The 16363-nt window shown below is 70.8% G+C and carries 12 protein-coding genes; 4 read left to right on the top strand and 8 right to left on the bottom strand.

The genetic code is table 11. The annotated features are described in order from the left end of the window. Window positions 1–12: 12 nt before the first annotated feature. The 6 genes from ACZ4WQ_RS32200 to ACZ4WQ_RS32175 all read right to left on the bottom strand — a co-directional run bounded on the left by ACZ4WQ_RS32200 (window position 13) and on the right by ACZ4WQ_RS32175 (window position 8196). Window positions 13–1530, bottom strand: a complete 1518-nt coding sequence (locus ACZ4WQ_RS32200) for a WD40 repeat domain-containing protein (RefSeq protein ID WP_398373523.1) — start codon at window positions 1528–1530, stop codon at window positions 13–15. Window positions 1531–1622: 92 nt separating this feature from the next. Beyond that, on the bottom strand, window positions 1623–3449 hold the full coding sequence (locus tag ACZ4WQ_RS32195) for a helix-turn-helix domain-containing protein (protein WP_468022623.1): 1827 nt from the start codon (window positions 3447–3449) through the stop codon (window positions 1623–1625). Window positions 3450–3882: 433 nt separating this feature from the next. Beyond that, complete coding sequence (locus ACZ4WQ_RS32190) at window positions 3883–4452, bottom strand: TetR/AcrR family transcriptional regulator (protein ID WP_311728960.1); 570 nt, start codon at window positions 4450–4452, stop codon at window positions 3883–3885. 19 nt (window positions 4453–4471) lie between these two features. Next, the gene (locus ACZ4WQ_RS32185) at window positions 4472–5779 is read right to left on the bottom strand and encodes a DUF3533 domain-containing protein (protein WP_398373522.1); all 1308 of its coding nucleotides are present in this window, start codon (window positions 5777–5779) and stop codon (window positions 4472–4474) included. A 40-nt stretch (window positions 5780–5819) separates the two neighbouring features. Continuing rightward, a complete protein-coding gene (locus ACZ4WQ_RS32180; protein WP_358842550.1) occupies window positions 5820–6521 on the bottom strand; it encodes an SDR family oxidoreductase in 702 nt (233 codons plus the stop codon). Window positions 6522–6651: 130 nt separating this feature from the next. Then, window positions 6652–8196, bottom strand: coding sequence for a glycoside hydrolase 43 family protein (locus ACZ4WQ_RS32175; RefSeq protein ID WP_398373655.1), 1545 nt, complete (start codon window positions 8194–8196; stop codon window positions 6652–6654). A 418-nt stretch (window positions 8197–8614) separates the two neighbouring features. On the opposite strand from ACZ4WQ_RS32175, the gene ACZ4WQ_RS32170 reads away from it, so the two are divergent. Together ACZ4WQ_RS32170 and ACZ4WQ_RS32165 are read left to right on the top strand one after the other, a co-directional pair. Continuing rightward, the gene (locus tag ACZ4WQ_RS32170; protein ID WP_398373521.1) at window positions 8615–9895 is read left to right on the top strand and encodes a polysaccharide lyase family 1 protein; all 1281 of its coding nucleotides are present in this window, start codon (window positions 8615–8617) and stop codon (window positions 9893–9895) included. 107 nt (window positions 9896–10002) lie between these two features. Beyond that, window positions 10003–12432, top strand: coding sequence for a glycoside hydrolase family 95 protein (locus ACZ4WQ_RS32165; RefSeq protein ID WP_398373520.1), 2430 nt, complete (start codon window positions 10003–10005; stop codon window positions 12430–12432). 12 nt (window positions 12433–12444) lie between these two features. Here ACZ4WQ_RS32165 and ACZ4WQ_RS32160 read toward each other — a convergent pair whose 3' ends face one another. Both ACZ4WQ_RS32160 and ACZ4WQ_RS32155 read right to left on the bottom strand, forming a co-directional pair. Next, entirely contained in the window at window positions 12445–12810 is a 366-nt protein-coding gene (locus tag ACZ4WQ_RS32160; RefSeq protein WP_311728955.1) for an MmcQ/YjbR family DNA-binding protein, read from the bottom strand. 187 nt (window positions 12811–12997) lie between these two features. After that, window positions 12998–14869, bottom strand: coding sequence for a CASTOR/POLLUX-related putative ion channel (locus tag ACZ4WQ_RS32155; RefSeq protein ID WP_398373519.1), 1872 nt, complete (start codon window positions 14867–14869; stop codon window positions 12998–13000). 364 nt (window positions 14870–15233) lie between these two features. Here ACZ4WQ_RS32155 and ACZ4WQ_RS32150 point away from each other — a divergent pair, with 364 nt between their 5' ends. Together ACZ4WQ_RS32150 and ACZ4WQ_RS32145 are read left to right on the top strand one after the other, a co-directional pair. Next, complete coding sequence (locus tag ACZ4WQ_RS32150) at window positions 15234–15806, top strand: TerD family protein (protein WP_311728953.1); 573 nt, start codon at window positions 15234–15236, stop codon at window positions 15804–15806. Window positions 15807–15966: 160 nt separating this feature from the next. Then, window positions 15967–16353, top strand: a complete 387-nt coding sequence (locus tag ACZ4WQ_RS32145; protein WP_311728952.1) for a TOBE domain-containing protein — start codon at window positions 15967–15969, stop codon at window positions 16351–16353. The last annotated feature ends 10 nt before the right edge of the window (window positions 16354–16363 follow it).

The following is a 16363-nucleotide window of genomic DNA, read 5'->3' as shown; positions in this document are numbered from 1 at the left end:
GGTTCCTCCTGCTCAGCAGGGGTTCCGGTAGGGCAGATCGGGCATGAGCGCACGCCACTGCGCCGTCGACGGCTGCCCCTGAACACGTCGGCAGACCTCCTCGGCCACGCGCCGTGGGGCGATCGGGTACGTGTGCAGCGGGACGCGCGGCCCGGCGGCGTACAGGGTGTCGCCGTCCCGGCCGAAGGCCAGCGACAGGATCCGGTCGCCCTGGGTGGACAGGGTCGGGCCCAGCTGGAGGTGGGATTCGGTGTCCCAGAGCCGTATCCCGCCGTCCTCGCCGGCCGCGGCCAGGACGCGGCCGTCCCGGGAGAACGCCATGGCTGAGATCAGTCCCGCGGGGCCGTTGCGCGACACGCCGGTGGAGTTGGCCGTAAGGACCGCGAGACGGCGTTGCGTACGCCCGCTCCACAGGGTGATCTGGCTGACGTAGGTGCCCCCTGCCAGCAGCCGGCCATCCGCACTCGCTGCCGTGGTCCCGTTGATTCCACTCTCCATGAACGGGAGTCGGCTCACTGCGCCGGTTTTCACCTCGGTGATGATGCTGTCCGCGGTGAGCACACGGCGCCCGTCGGACAGGAACTCGACGATGGCCGCCTCCGTATGGGGCAGGACCTTGGTTCTGACCCGGCGGCGGACATCCCACAGCTCGATGGCCGTTATGGGCCTGTCCTTCTGAAACCGGGAGACGATCAGGGTCTTGCCGTCGGGGGTGAGCTTGAGGTCCACGGATCCGCCGCCGCCCTGCTCGGACTTCGCGGACTTCACGGGTGGCGCCAGGTTGATGACGGTCCGTTTGTGCGGTGCCGCGAGGTCGGTCAGCGTGACGTCCTGCCGGTGCCGGGCCGCATCCGGCGGGGACACCTCGGCCACGATGGTTCGCCCGTCCCGGGTGAACAGCGTGAATCTCTCGCATCCGCGCGGAGCGCGACGGGGTCCGGGAAAGTCGCCGCCGGCACAGGGCACATCGCGCAAGGCAGCCAGGCCCGCCCCGCCGCGTCCGTCCCGCACCCGGAAGAGCCGTCTTTCTCCTTGTCCGTCCACGGTGCTCAGGGTGCGTCCGCCCGGGCTGAACACCGCCCACCGCAACGCCTTCTCGCGCCATGTGGTGCCGACGACGCCGCGCAGATCCAGGGACCGGACCACGTGTCCCGAGGCGCCGCCGAGGTAGCGGAGCACGCCGCGCTCCGGATCCAGCCTGAGCTGGGTCGCCTCCTCGCCGAGCAGCGGGTACCGGAGCACCGGGCGGGCCGGGCCGGCGGTTCGCCACACCAGAATCTCGTCGTCGCCGACCGCCGCGACCAGCTCTCCGTCCTCGCTGAACCGCGTCCAGGTCAGCCCCGGCCGCTCGATCCTCAGGCGTTTCCGCCCGGTGGCGAGGTCGTACGGACGGACTCCGGCGCCGGTCGTGACGGCCAGATTCCGGCCGTCGGGGGTGAACCGCAGATCACGGAGGTCGCCCCGGCCGACACCGCACACATCCGGCCCGGCCAGGGACCGGCGCGGGGGAAGCCTGCGGCGCGTGGTCACCTCCCATATCTCGGCCGGCCCGCCCGCCGGACACAGCGCCAGCAGGCGGTCGTCCGCGCTGACGGCCGCACGGCGCAGGGTCTGCCCGGGCTTCAGCGGCAGTTGATCCGTGTCCTTGGGCCGTCGGCGCCGCGTACCTCCACCGATCGGTTGCCCGGATAGGGGTCGATCACGACGATCGGCCGGGCGGCCGTCTCCTCCGCCGCCTCGCGCCAGCGCGCCTCCCACTCGTCCGCATCGCCCCCGCAGGCCGCAACATAGGCCAACGTCACGGGCAGCGTGGGCAGTTGCTCACCATTCGCCGCCCGCGACAACGTGGTGACCGAGTAGCCCGCCCGGTGCGCCATGGCCCGGTAGGTGATCCCGCCCGCCTCTTCCCGCAGCTTCCGTAACGCGAACGCGAACCGTTGCACCGGACCCGCCCCGGGGTTGTGAACAGGTGGTGATCGACGGCACTTGAGCGTGTTCTGGCACGTATGAGTGAGCTTGCGGGCAGTGGCAGGCAGCACTTCCCTGGGTGGGGAACGGGGGTTCTTGCATCGAATGTGTGACCTTTGCCGGTGGTGGTCGTTGGGTGTGGTGACGGATTGATTCGATGACTGGCCGGGGGTGCGGGGGTGGGTGGACTGCGGGAGGTGGTGGCGCCGTTCGTGGTGCCCGGCCCTTCGGGGGTCGCGATCCGTACCCGGCTGGGGCACCTGACTGCCGGTGACGAGAAGGTGCTTCGCCTGGTCGGCGACCTGCTTGGTTCGCTCGCTTCCCGTGATCTCAAGGCCCGGTGTTCGGCCGGGCCGGAGCACGGCAGTGAGCAGTGGGCGCAGCGCAAGCGTGTCCTGACCGGGGAGTCCTCTTCGCGTTGGGCGGGCAGTATCACGAAGGCCACTCACGACCAGTGGGCGCTCGCCCGGCGCGGCCAGCTCGCGTACCTCCAGAGCCTTCAGGCCGGGATCGAGATGATCACCCGCCGGCTGTCCGTGCCCGTGGGTGAGAGGGGTACCAAGGGGGCGCCGGGCGGTTACCGCACACGGCAGGAGTGGTTCGCCAAGTCCCGCCGCCTGCGCGTGCTCGAAGACCGGCTTCAGGCCGTGCGGGCCGACCGTGAGGCCGGGCGGGTGGATGTGGTGCGTGGCGGCAAACGTCTGCTGAACACCCGGCACCACCTGCCGGAAGCGGAGTTGACCGAGGCCGGGTGGCGCAAGCGGTGGGAGGCCGGGCGCCGGTTCCTGCGGGCCGATGGCGAGTCCGGTAAAAGGTTTGGCAACGAGACCATCCGCGTCACGCCCGGCGGCGAGGTCTCGATCAGGCTCCCGGCACCGCTTGTGCACCTGGCGAACGCCCCGCACGGCCGGTACGTGCTCACCGCCCGCGTGGCGTTCGCGCACCGGGGCGAGCAGTGGGCCGACCGCGTCACCGCCCACCGGGCCGTCGCCTACCGCATCCACGAGGACACCGCCCGCGGGCGCTGGTATCTGACCGCGTCCTGGACGATGCCACCGGTCCAGGCCCTGCCGCTGGAGGCGGCCCGCGCGGGAGGGCTGATCGGGGTGGACACCAACGCCGACCACCTCGCCGCCTGGCGCCTCGACGAGCACGGCAACCCCACCGGCGAACCACTGCGGTTCGCATACGACCTGTCCGGCACCGCCGGCCACCGCGACGCGCAGGTCCGCCACGCCCTGATCCGGCTGCTGCACTGGGCCAAGCGCCACGGTCTCGCGGTCGCGATCGAGGATCTCGACTTCCAGGCGGAGACCACCCGCGAGAAACATGGCCGCCGCAAACGCTTCCGCAACCTCGTCTCCGGCATGCCCGTCAGCAAGCTGCGGGCCCGGCTGGTGTCGATGGCGGCCGAACTCGGCATCACCATCATCGCCGTCGACCCGGCCTACACCAGCAAGTGGGGCGCCCAGCACTGGCACAAGCCCCTCACCACCAAGACCAGGAAGACCACACGCCACGACGCTGCCGCCGTGGCGGTCGGAAGGCGCGCCCTGGGGCACCCGATCCGGCGACGGACGGCACCGCCCCGCACCCACCAGAGCGATGGGTGCGGGCATCGGACCGTCCAGGCCCGACCGGGCACCCCAGAGCGTGAGGCTCTGCTCATCAGCGGCCTCCGGCCGCGGGCCGCCCCCGCATCCCCGGACCACGGACACGATCCGTGCGCGCCGGTCGCGGAGCGAACGCGGTGGACCAGAACGCCCAACACCGTTCGGGGCGTCCGGCTGAGCATGAGCCCTGGCAACAGGACTCACTCCCACTCAGTCTTTAGGAACGGTCCACCGGCGCCTCACGACGCCCCGCCACAGCCTCACCCCTTCCAGCCGTCCCCGTGGCATCGGACCTCGGTCGTCAGGCCACGCCGGCCGCGTCCAGCAGGGTGGCGACGGTCGGGGCGATCAGACCGGCCAGGCTGTCGGCCCGGATCCCGGCGCGGGCGCTCGCCCCGTCGAAGAGCAGGACCAGCTGTCTGGCCAGCAGGTCGGGGTCGCCCGCGCCGCCCCGCTCGGCCTCCTTGCGGAAGAACTCCGTCATCCCCTGCTTGATCCGCCGCGCGACCCGGCTGGCGGGGTGCTCGGGGTTCTTCAGCTCGATCTGAACGGCCAGATACGGACAGCCCAGGAACTCGGGCGCGGCGGACTGCGACTCCAGCCGCTCGAAGACGTGCAGGATGCGCTCGCGCGGCGACCGCGCGTCGTCCCCCTCGGGCAGGAGCCGGCCAGCGAAGGCGGCGGCGCGCCGCTCCAGGCTCGCCGCCAGCAGCTCGTCCTTGCTCTCGAACAGCTGGTACATCGAGCGCTTGGACACCCCCGCGGCCTTGCACAGCGCCTCGACGCCGATGCTGACGCCTTCGGCGTAGGCGAGCGTGGCGGCCGCCTCCAGGAGCCGGTCGCGGGAACTGGGCTTCGCATCCGTGGTCATGGTGAGAGGCTAACTCCGTTCACCGCGCCGCAACGGCGGCCTTTGTGGGCACCGCGTCCTCCTCGGGTACGCGGTGCAGCCCCTTGCGGTCGTACAGCCGGGTCACACCGAAGCCGAAGAGGCAGGCGGCCCCGAGGCCGACGGCCAGCATGATCCAGCCTCGCGTCAGGCCCGCGTCGCCCTGGGCGTCGTAGTAGAGGATCGAGCGGACGCCGCCGGTGATCTGCCGCAGCGGCTCGAACTCCGCGAGGAAGCGGTAGAAGTCGGGCAGCGCCTGGAGGGGCGTGGTGGCTCCGGCCGTCGGCACCGCCATGGCGATGAACACCAGCGTGACCAGCAGCATGCCGGGCGTGCCGAAGACGGCGAGCAGGGTGAGCGCGCCGATGCCGCAGACGGCGATGGCGGCGACCGAGTACAGCCACAGCAGCGGCAGATGGGAGGCGTCCATGCCCATGATGCCGACCGCGCCCGCGAGCACCAGGGTGCCCATCAGTACGGACAGGGCGGCCATGAGGGTGGCGGCGATGGCGAGGGTCTGCACCCGGGTGGCGCGCAGCAGGGGGCGGTGCACACGGCGGGGGCCCATGTCGTTGTGGGTGTAGCCGAGGGCGTGGTCCACCTGGCCGCTGATGACGTTGGCGGCGAGCATTCCGCAGACGACGAGGACGAGCGCGTAGTAGAACGCGGTCAGGCCCAGGCCGCTGTGCGAGTCGAGCGGATGTCCGTCCTCGACCGTGACCGCGGCGGGGTCGGCCAGCAGGACCCGCGCGGCGGCCGGCAGTTTCGCCTGCTGCGCGGGCGGGATCCGCGCGGTCAGCTCCTTGCCGACCTGGAGCGAGGCGGACTCGGCGGCTGTGGTCGTGGCCGCCCGCGCCAGGCTGGAGCCGAGGCTGCCGGCGGACTGGTTGGTCAGCACGGTCAGCCGCGGGCGGACCGGGTCCGCGGTGGCCGTGGTCGCGGAGAGCGCGGTGACGGAGGAGGAGAAGTCGGCGGGGACGAGCAGCGCCCCGTACAGCTTGCCCTTGCCTAGCTCCGCCTTCGCCTCCTTCTCGCTCATCACCTTCCAGTCGATCTTGTCGCCGCCCGCGGTCGACTTCTCGATCGACTCGGTGATCCGCGCGCCCAGGTCGATCCGCTTGCCGTCGGCGGCCGCCCCCTTGTCCGCGTCGACCAGGCCGACCGGCAGCTTGCGTAGATGGCCGGCCGGGTCGACGTTGGCGCCGACGTAGAACACGGTGAACAGCAGCGCCAGGACGCCCACGATCACGCCGTTGGCGATCCACAGGGGTTTGGCGCGCAGCACGCGGAAGGGATGAACACGGTTCATGACTTGTCCGGGTCCGTTCGGCTGATCCACTGGGCGGCCGCTACTGGGCGAGCTGCTGGTACATCGACGCCAGATCGCCCGACAGCGCCCCCTTGACCCAGCGCGTGAGGTCGTCGGCCAGCACCTCGTCGGCTCCGGACTCGATGCCGTCCAGGGCGGCGAGGGCGATGTCGCGCGGGCTGGACTTGGGGCTGTCGACGCCGGAGGTCATGTCGGTGTCGACGTACCCCATGTGGAGCCCGGTGACCTGGATGCCGCGTGGCACCAGCTCCAGGCGCAGGCTGTTGGTCTGGGACCACATCGCGGCCTTCGAGGAGCTGTAGGCGGAGCCGTTGGCCAGCCAGGACAGCACGGAGTGGACGTTGAGGACGTGGCCGCCGCCGTTGCGCTCGAGGACCGGGACGAAGGCGCGGGCGAGCAGCAGCGGGCCGTAGTAGTTGATCTCGAATTCGCGGCGGATGTCCTCGATCGGCGAGGTGAGGAAGCGCGCGCCGGTCGAGACGCCGGCGTTGTTGATCAGGACGGTGACGTCCTGGGCCCGCTCGGCCACGGCCGCCACCGAGTCGGGGTCGGTGACCTCCAGGGCCAGCGGGACGGCGTCGGGGTGGGTCACGGTGCGGGGGTCGCGGGCCGTGGCGTAGACCTTGCCGGCGCCGCGCGCGTACGCCTCTTCCACCAGCGCCTTGCCGATGCCGCGGCTGCCGCCGGTGACGAGGACGACGGAGTTCTTGATCGTGGTCATGGGGATCTCCAGAAAACGCAACCAGAAAACGGAACGATGAAACCGATCGGTTTCCACGCATCGTAAACCGATCGGTTTCTCCGTTCAAACCCGGCTGCTCAGCCCCGGGGCGGACACACCCGTCGAGGGCCTAGGGACCCGGCGCCGGACCCGGGCCCACCCGGAACCAGTCGAACGCCGCCGCGCCGCCCGGTCCTGCGGCCTCCGGCGCGGTGGCGAAGAGCCCCACCGTCGCCCCGATCCACTTGCCCGCCGTCGCCTGGAACGGCGCGCCGAGCGGAGCGAACCCGCCGCCGTCCACGTCGGCCGCGAACCGGCACACCGCTCCCGGGCTCACGCTCACCCGCAGCCGCACCGCCGCGCGCCTTCTCCCCAGCGGTACCGGTGGTGCGGCGTCCACCTCGGTGGCGCCCTCGGCCGCGGTGCGATATGCCAGGACGATCCGGTCGCCGTCGTGGCGCAGGCCCGCCCAGGCGTAGCTCCCGCCCAGCATGACCAGCCCGGCCCGGGCCCCTCCGTCCCTGGTGGACAGCGTCAACGAGGTCGTCGCGACGAAGGACTCGGCGGGCAGCCGCTGGCCCAGCACGTTGGGCAGCAGCCGCAGATCATCGGTGTCCGGGCTGGGCCGACAGGCCAGGGTGAGCCGGCTCGGGAAGCGGCGCAGCGACCACCAGGCCGGATCGGCGTTCGCCTGCCAGCTCCACTGCTTCCCCAGTTCCGGCCCGGTGAACTCGTCTCCGGTGGCCGGCGCGGTCACCCTCGCCCGGCCGGCGACGCGCGGCTTGGCGTGCACCGCCACCGGGGTGCCCCGGCCGCTGCCGTCGTCGGCGCCCATCACCGGCCACCCGTCGGCGCGCCACCGCATCGGCTGGAGATGCACCACCCGCCCGTAGGGCCCGCGGTCCTGGAAGTGCAGAAACCAGTCCTCGCCACTCGCGGTGGCCACCCACGCCCCCTGGTGCGGCCCGTTGACCGGGGTGTCGCCCTGGGCGAGCACGACGCGGTCCTCATAGGGGCCCCGGACGGAGCGGGAGCGGAAGGCCGACTGCCAGCCGTTGGTGACCCCGCCGGCCGGGGCGAAGATCCAGTACCAGCCGTCCCGCTTGTACAGCTTCGGCCCCTCCAGCGTGGTGTAGCCGGGCAGTTCGTCGCCGTTGACCACGATCCTGCCCTCGTCGAGCAGGGTGGTTCCGTCCGGGCTCATACGGTGCAGCGTCAGGCGGTTGTTGATGCCGCTGCGGCTCTTCGCCCAGGCGTGGATCAGATAGGCGCTCCCGTCGTCGTCCCACAGCGGGCAGGGGTCGATCAGCCCCTTGCCCGGCTTGACCGGGTGCGGTTTGCTCCACGGCCCGCGCGGATCCGTGGCCGTCACCATGAAGATCCCGAAGTCCGGGTCCGGATAGAAGATCCAGAACCTGCCGTCGTGGTGGCGCAGCGCCGGGGCCCACACCCCTTCGCCGTGCCGGGGCCTGCTGAAGTGGTCCTTGGGCTCCAGCTCGGTCAGGGCGTGTCCGATGACGGTCCAGTTGACCAGGTCGGCCGAGCGCAGGACGGGCAGTCCGGGGGCGCGGTTGAAGGTGGAGGCGACCAGGTAGAAGTACTCGCCCACCCGGATCGCGTCGGGATCGGACCAGTCGGCGTTGAGCACCGGGTTCTGATAGCGGCCGTCCCCCAGGTCCGCCACCCATGGGAGCCGCCCCCGCGCCGAGGCCGCCGCCTCCGCGGCTCCCCCGCCCGCCTCGGCCGCCCCGCCGGCCCGGGCCGCCGCCGAGGCGTGGGCGGGACCACCGACCCCGCCGACCGCCGTCGTTCCGGCCGCCGCGCCAAGGCCGGTCCGCAACACATGCCTGCGACTGTGTTCGCTCACCGTGTCTCCGCACCTCGAACTGGATCGGTCAGGGGCATTTCCGGGGTAAGCGCTTTCAGCGGATGAGTGTGTCAGCGGGGCGCGCCGTGGACAAGAACGCCCGTGCTCGTCCACGGCAACTTTCCGGCCTCCAGGTGCGACAACGGACCAGGAGAACCAACCGAAGGGAGCGCCACTCGTGTTACGCAGGTGGAAGACAGCCCTTGGGGCGATCGCGCTTGCCGCCGTGTCCGGTCCGCTGACGCCGCCCACGGCCGGGGGCGCTCCGGCCACGGCCGGGGGCGCTCCGGCCACGGCCGCGGCGGGCAGCAGTACGGTCATGGCACCGGTCGCCTTCCCCGGCGCGGAAGGGTTCGGGGCGCAGGTCTCCGGGGGCAGAGGCGGCGAGGTCTATCACGTCACCACCCTGGCCGACTCCGGTCCCGGCTCCTTCCGTGACGCGGTGAGCAGGGGCCCGCGCATCGTCGTCTTCGACGTGGGGGGCTACATCACGCTCGCCTCGCCGCTGCACATCGCCAGTGACATCACCGTCGCCGGGCAGACCGCCCCGGGCGACGGGGTGTCCACCCGGGGGTATCAGATCTCCCTGTCGAACTCCGACAACGTGATCGTGCGGTACATGCGGTTCCGTCATGGGCTCACACCGAACCAGAACCGGGACGCCGTGGGGATCGACAGCGGCAGCAACATGATCCTCGACCATGTCTCCACCTCCTGGGGGCGGGACGAGAACTTCTCCATCAACTCGAGCACCAACGTCACCGTCCAGAACTCGATCATCGCCGAGGGCCTGTCCCCGCACTCGTGCGGCGGCCTCGTGCAGAGCGACGGTGTGACGCTGAGCCACAATCTGTATCTGCACAACAAGACCCGCAATCCCAAGTCCAAGGGGCGGCTCCAGTACGTCAACAGCGTGATCTACGACTGGGGTTCGGACGCCTACATCCTGGGCGACTCGGCGGGCGTGAGCAACGCCAACGCCATCGGAAACTACTTCATCAAGGGCCCCTCGTCGTCCGGCGGTCCGTTCTCGCGCGCCAACGCCAATTACCACATCTACGCGGCCGGCAATTTCTACGACGGAGACCTCGACGGGCGGCTCAACGGCCGGGAGACCACACAGGCGGATCTCGGGCCCGCCACCGTCGAGGACAAGCCCTTCGCGTTCCCGCCGGTCACCGTGGAAACGGCGCAGCAGGCGTACCGGACGGTGCTGGCGGGCGCGGGCGCCTCACGGCCGCGTGACGCCATCGACACCCGCCTGGTCGACGATGTGACCCGGCAGACCGGCGCCATCATCAGCGATCCGGAGAGCGTGGGCGGCTTCGGCACCCTGCGCGGCGGCACCCCGCCGCCCGACGGCGACCGCGACGGCATGCCGGACGCCTGGGAACGCGCGCAGGGGTTGAACCCGGCCGACCCGGCCGACGCCAAGGCCACCGGCGCCGACGGCTACACCCACGTCGAGAGGTACCTCAACGGGCTCGCCGACGGCCACCTGCGCTGACGGCCTCCGGGCGGGGACATCCGCCGCTCCGGCGGGCGACGCACCCCCGTTGAAACCAGTCGCCGGCCTCTAGTCACCAGCCATTCGACGCATCGAGTCTTGGGGCCATGGACCGCAGACATTTCTTCGCTCTGTCCACAGCGACCGCGGCGGGCGCGGCCGGAATCGCGTCCGGAGTCCCGGCCGGAGGCGCCCACGCCGCCGGGAGATCCGGCTCCGCGGCATCCGGCACCGGCGCGAGCGCCCCCCTCCCCGGCGAGCTCGCCCTCTGGTATCCGCGGCCCGCCGCCGCGTGGCTGGAGGCGCTGCCCATCGGCAACGGACGGCTCGGCGCCATGGTGTTCGGCGGCACCGACACCGAACGGCTCCAGCTCAACGAGGACACGGTGTGGGCCGGAGGGCCGTACGACCCGGCGAGTCCCCAGGGCCTGAGCAACCTTCCCGAGATCCGCAGGAGGGTGTTCGCCGGGGAGTGGGCCGGCGCCCAAGACCTGATCGACGAGACGTTCATGGGGAATCCGCTGTCCGAGCTGCCCTATCAGACGGTCGGCGAGCTGCGGCTGACCTTCCCAGCGCAGGGCGAGGTCGGCAACTACCGGCGCGAGCTCGACATCGACTCCGCCGTCACGTCCGTGCGCTACACCCAGGGCGGCGTCGCCTACCGCCGCGAGGTGATGGCCAGCCATCCCGACCAGGTCATCGCCATGCGGCTGACCGCGGACACCCCCGGTTCCGTCTCCTTCACCGCCGCCTTCGACAGCCCCCAGGACGTGACCGGCTCCTCGCCCGACCGGATCACCGTCGCCATCGACGGCTCAGGGGAGACCCGGAGCGGCATCGCCGGGCAGGTGCGGTTCCGGGCGCTGGCCCGCGCCCACGCGGAGGGGGGCGCCGTCAGCAGCGAGGGCGGAGAACTCACCGTGACCGGCGCCGACTCCGTCACCCTGCTGATCTCCGTCGGCACCAGCTATACGGACTTCCGGAACCCGACCGGCGACCACCTCGCCCGCGCCACCGCCCCGCTCAACGCCGCCTCCAACGTCCCGTTCGGAACGCTGCGCGAGCGCCATGTCGAGGATCACCGGCGCCTGTTCCGCCGGGTGGGTCTCGACCTGGGGGTGACCGACGCGGCCGGGCTGCCCACCGACGAGCGGGTGAAGAACTTCACCTCCGCCTCCGACCCTCAACTGATCACTCTGCACTACCAGTTCGGGCGCTATCTGCTGATCGCCTGCTCACGGCCCGGCACCCAGCCGGCCAACCTCCAGGGCATCTGGAACGACGTGCTCAGCCCGCCCTGGTCGTGCCGGTACACCATCAACATCAACACCGAGATGAACTACTGGCCCGCCCCCCTCACCAACCTTCTGGAGTGCTGGGAGCCCGTCTTCGACCTGCTCGCCGACCTGTCGGTGTCCGGCGCGAAGACCGCCCGGACGCTGTACGGAGCGGGCGGCTGGGTCGCCCATCACAACGTGGACGGCTGGCGTGGCACCGCCCCCTGCGACAAGGCCTTCTACGGGACCTGGCCCACCGGAGGGGCCTGGCTGGCGACCGGCATCTGGGACCACTATCTGTTCACGGGCGACAAGGAGGCGCTGCGCAAGCGCTATCCGGTGCTCGCCGGCGCGGTGCGGTTCTTCCTCGACGCCCTGGTCACCGACCCCTCCAGCGGCCACCTGGTCACCTGCCCGTCGATGTCCCCCGAGCACGCCCACCACCCGGATGTGTCCCTCTGCGCGGGGCCGACCATGGACAACCAGATTCTCCGCGATCTCTTCGACGGCTTCGTCAAGGCCTCCGAACTGCTCGGCGAGGACCCGGCCGCGCGGGGCGAGGCGCGGGCCGCGCGGGAGAAGTTGCCGCCCATGAAGATCGGCGCCCAAGGCCAGCTCCAGGAGTGGCAGGAGGACTGGGACGCCATCGCCCCGGAACAGAGCCACCGGCACATCTCGCACCTGTACGGGCTCCACCCCAGCCACCAGATCACCGAGCGCGGAACCCCCGAGCTGTTCGCGGCGGCCCGCAGGACCATGGAGCAGCGCGGCGACGCGGGCACCGGCTGGTCGCTCGCCTGGAAAATCAACTTCTGGGCGAGGCTCCACGAGGGCGACCGCTCCCTCAAACTGCTGGGCGACCTGCTCACGCCCGAGCGCACCGCGCCCAACCTCTTCGATCTGCACCCCCCGTTCCAGATCGACGGCAACTTCGGCGCCACCTCCGGGATCACGGAGTGGCTGCTCCAGTCCCACGCCGGTGAACTCCATCTCCTCCCCGCCCTGCCCTCATCGCTGCCCGACGGCCGGATCCGGGGGCTGCTGGCCCGTGGCGGTTTCGAGGCGGAACTCGCCTGGAGCGGCGGCGCCCTGGCCGAGTGCCGGCTGCGCTCGGGCACCGGAGCCCGGGCCGTGGTCCGGTCGACGGGCCGGCTGAGGGTCATCGCGCAGGGAAAACCGGTGCGGGTGGACCACCCCGAGCCGGACCTCACCTCGTTCGACACCGTCCCCGGACGGACGTACCGCCTCGTCCCCGCGTGACGGTGGACGACCTCAGGGGCGGTCGAGCCTGAGGCGCTCGGCCTTCGGCAGCCGCGCGACCACCAGGTCGTAGGAGTCCTCGACGAGCTCCCGGACCAGCCGGTCCGGGAGCCCGCCGTCCACCGTCACCGTGTTCCAGTGGCGCTTGTTCATGTGCCACCCCGGGACGATCAGCCCCGGGTTCTCACCGCGGAGGCGCAGCGCGTCGTCGGGGTCGCACTTCAGGTTCACGGTGAGGGGGCGGGCGTCCAGGGTCGTCAGGGCGAAGACCTTGCCTCCCACCTTGAAGGCCGAGATCTCCTCGAACCGGGGAAAGGGGAAGTCCTCCACGGCCGCGTTGAAGGAGAGGCAGAAGGAGCGCAGTTGCTCAGGGGTCACACGGATCACCCTAGGGGGTGTCCGACGGATCTTTTCCCCTACCCGCCCCTTCCCGTAACCAGGGGCTTTGCCCCTGGACCCCGGGGTCTGGGGCGGAGCCCCCCGCGCGGCGGAGCCGCATATCGACAGGGGTCGGGAAGGGGCGGGGGCGAGCCCGCCGCAGGCGTCAAGATCCGCCGGACAGGTTCTAGTCCTCGGCGAGCACCACGACCGTGTCACCCTCCTGGAGGACGAGCGGGGCGGTCTTGGAGGGGTTGAGGTGGACGCCGTAGAGCGGCGGCTCGTCGCTCTGCCGCGCCAGCCGGTAGCCGATGGCCGACTCACCGCGCTGCCGGGCGGCCTCGATCACGGTGGCGAAGTTCGCCTTCGCGCCCGGGGTGAGATAGCTCGGCGCGGGCTTGAGGTAGATCTCCGATCCCTCGGGGTCGAAGAGGTCGGCGAACACGGCGTACAGGTGGCGGTTCTCGGTGAGCTGGGTGAGCAGCAGGCTGATCACCTTGGTGCTGACGATGAAGTCGTCGGCCTTGGTGACCTGCGCGACCTCGCGGTTCGCGTCGTCGTTCATCTCGGTGACGATCGAGTACGGGTCGCCGAGCTGGATTTCGATGTCGCGCAGATGGAGGAGGGTCACCAGGGTGCGGTCGTCGGCCCGTCCGGCGTCGATCTCGTCGTCCGTCAGCACCACGATGTGCCGATAGGTGTCCAGGTCCAGGGACTCCAGCGACGGCCGGCGGACCGGCTCGCAGTGCTTGTAGCCGACCGTCAGGTTCGCCAGCTCTCCGCTCAGGTCCTCCTCGGGCCGGTGCGGGGCCGCGACATCCACCACGGACCCTGGTTTCACCAGCCGGTCGAGCAGTGAAACGATCTTCGAAGCGCGGGGGTTCCAGCCGATCATCAGGGTCCGGTCCGGCATCGGCGACGCGACGCCGGCTGTGGCGATCGCCGAGCGGACGATCGTGGGCCGCTCGCTCGCCGCCTTGATGAGCAGATCGTCCTCCGCGACCAACAGCAGCTGGTCGCCGCTTCCGATGACGGTGTCCATCGGGGGGTTGACCAGCACCTCTCCGTCCGCGCGGTGCAGGCCGATGGGCACGCCGAGCTCAAAGGCGTTCAGGGACTCCCCGTACGTGGAACCGACCTGCGAGGGCTCGGCCCACGGGTAGACCTCGTTGCCCATGAAGCTGAGCAGCTCGTTGAAGACGGTGGACAGGCCGGATTGCCGGTGGGACTGGACGATCAGCCGGACGGCGATGTCGTCGACGTCGACCACCAGCGCGCTCTCGCCCGCGGCCAAGCGGGCGGCCGCCAGGTTCTCGGAGCTCTGCACCGCCGCCACCACATGCGGACGCGTCCCGCTCCACACGCGGCTGTTCAGCAGCAACAGCTGCTTGATGACGTCGATGTCGCTGTCCTCCCCGACGGGCGGCAGCACCATGATCGCCTTGGCGGTGTCCGGACTCACCAGCTCCAGGTCCCCCCGCTGGAGCGGACTGCCCGAGCGGCAGATCACCCGCGTCTTCCCGGTGTCGGGGATCCGCCGCCGGATCTCGTCGTCCATGTCGACCTTGTCCCGGTCGGCGAGGATCACCACGCAGGAGCGCCGCTCGCTCTGGTTGGCCTCCACCAGCTCGGCTATGACCGTGAAGATCTGCTCCGACCAGCCCAGCACGACGGTGTGCCCGTGCTCGATCAGCCGCGACTTGCCCTTGCGCAGCTCCTGGATCCGGGACTCCAGGCCGGTGGTGATCACACCGATCAGCGCGCTGACGATGAAGATGCCCCCGACGGTCACCGTGAGCATCAGCAGCAGAAACACCGGCCGCCCGGTGTCCCCTCCCATCGTGCCCGGGTCGAGGGTGCGCAGAAGGCTCATCCAGATGACGCCCGGCCAGCCCCCGTTCTCCTCGGTGTCCTTGTGGGCGAGGACCGCCACCGTGCAGGACACCACGGTGATCAATGCCAATGAGGCCAGCCCCAGCCAGCCGATCAGCGCCGAGGTTCCACGGTCCATCGTCCCGTCGAACCAGTAACGCAGCCGCTCCCGCAGCCTCTTGCGCATGCCGTACACCCTCCCTGGCCCCTGCCGTCACCAGCCGCGACCGGCTTCATGATCAGCTCTGTACGCCGACAGGGTGTAGCCCAAGCCTCTCACCACGCCAATCGGACCCGCGGCCGCCCGCCCAACACGGCCCGGTGCGCGGCGTCTTGGGGGTGCCGGGCCCTGAGCCGTCGGGAGGTGCGCCGCTTGGCCGAAGATCGTCCGAGAGCCACCCGCCATCTTCTACATCGTTGTAGATTATGACGCGTGGACGGGCTGTCCTCGGCGATTCCCGGCGCCATCGGCATGCCCGTCCGCTCCATGGCACGCCGCGCGTTCACGCGCATGTGATTCGCAGTCATTCGCACTAAAGGGGAAACACCTCATGGCCGTGAGCCTGACCAAGGGCAGCAACTACTCCCTCACCCGCGCCGAGCCCGGTCTCGCCAGCGTGGTCGTCGGCCTGGGCTGGAAGGTGAACACCGGCCCCGGTGACGTCGACCTGGACGCGAGCGCCCTGGTCCTGGGCGGCAACGGCAGGGTTCTGTCGGACCAGCACTTCGTCTTCTTCAACAGCCGCACCACGCCGGAGGGTTCGGTCCGCCACACCGGCGACAACCAGACGGGCGAGGGCGAGGGCGACGACGAGCAGATCGCCGTCGACTTCAACCTGCTCCCGGCGCAGGCCGAGTCCGTGGTGTTCGTGGTGTCGATCCACAACGAGGGCGGGGCGGCCACCACCTTCGGCCGGATCCGTGACGCGTACATCCGCCTGGTGCACCAGGCGACGGGCGTGGAGATGTGCCGCTACGAGCTGACCGAGGACGCGCACGACCAGACCGCCATGGTGTTCGGACAGCTCTACCGCCGTGAGAGCGAGTGGAAGTTCCGCGCCATCGGCCAGGGCTATGCGACGGGCCTCGGCGGCATCGCCAAGGACTACGGCGTCAACGTGTAACCGCGCCGACGCGGGTGTCCCTCCTTCCAGCGGTGTTCCCCGGAACACCGCTGGTGCCGTCTCGGCCGTCCCGCATCTGCGAGGCCTTCCCCCTGATTGTTCCGCTTCTGCGATGTGAGACGCATCGTAGGGCTGGCATCTGCGGCAGTATGATCGATGTATGCACACCTATCGGATCGGGGACGCCGCCGCCTTGATGGGCGTCAGCGCGGACACGCTCAGGCGCTGGGTCGACAGCGGCAGGCTGCGCGCCGAGCGCGATGAGCAGGGCCGCCGGATCATCCCCGGGCCGGACCTGGCCGCGTTCGTACGGGAGCTGAACCGCGCCGAGCGGGAGAGCACCGGCTCCTCGGCGCGCAACCGCTTCTCGGGCATCGTCACCGAGGTGATCCTCGGGGATGTGTCGGCGCAGGTGGAGATCCAGGCCGGGCCGTTCCGCGTGGTGTCCATGATCAGCCGGGAGTCGGCCGAGGAACTGGGGCTTGAGCCCGGCGTTCCCGCGGTCGCCGTGATCAAGTCGACGAACGTGGTCGTCGAGAAGGCATGACAGGGCAGAG

It is taken from the genome of Streptomyces sp. NPDC028305 (assembly GCF_055569495.1).
The sequence above is the reverse complement of the archived record's forward strand: the minus strand, read 5'-3'. Positions and strand labels throughout refer to the sequence as shown.

What these genes read in the sequence shown, in the direction of transcription:
- ACZ4WQ_RS32150 (WP_311728953.1), top strand. Translation starts at nt 15,234, where the DNA reads ATGGCCGTGAGCCTGACCAAGGGCAGCAACTACTCCCTCACCCGCGCC.
- ACZ4WQ_RS32180 (WP_358842550.1), bottom strand. Translation starts at nt 6,521, where the DNA reads ATGACCACGATCAAGAACTCCGTCGTCCTCGTCACCGGCGGCAGCCGC.
- ACZ4WQ_RS32185 (WP_398373522.1), bottom strand. Translation starts at nt 5,779, where the DNA reads ATGAACCGTGTTCATCCCTTCCGCGTGCTGCGCGCCAAACCCCTGTGG.
- ACZ4WQ_RS32145 (WP_311728952.1), top strand. Translation starts at nt 15,967, where the DNA reads ATGCACACCTATCGGATCGGGGACGCCGCCGCCTTGATGGGCGTCAGC.
- ACZ4WQ_RS32165 (WP_398373520.1), top strand. Translation starts at nt 10,003, where the DNA reads ATGGACCGCAGACATTTCTTCGCTCTGTCCACAGCGACCGCGGCGGGC.
- ACZ4WQ_RS32155 (WP_398373519.1), bottom strand. Translation starts at nt 14,869, where the DNA reads ATGCGCAAGAGGCTGCGGGAGCGGCTGCGTTACTGGTTCGACGGGACG.
- ACZ4WQ_RS32190 (WP_311728960.1), bottom strand. Translation starts at nt 4,452, where the DNA reads ATGACCACGGATGCGAAGCCCAGTTCCCGCGACCGGCTCCTGGAGGCG.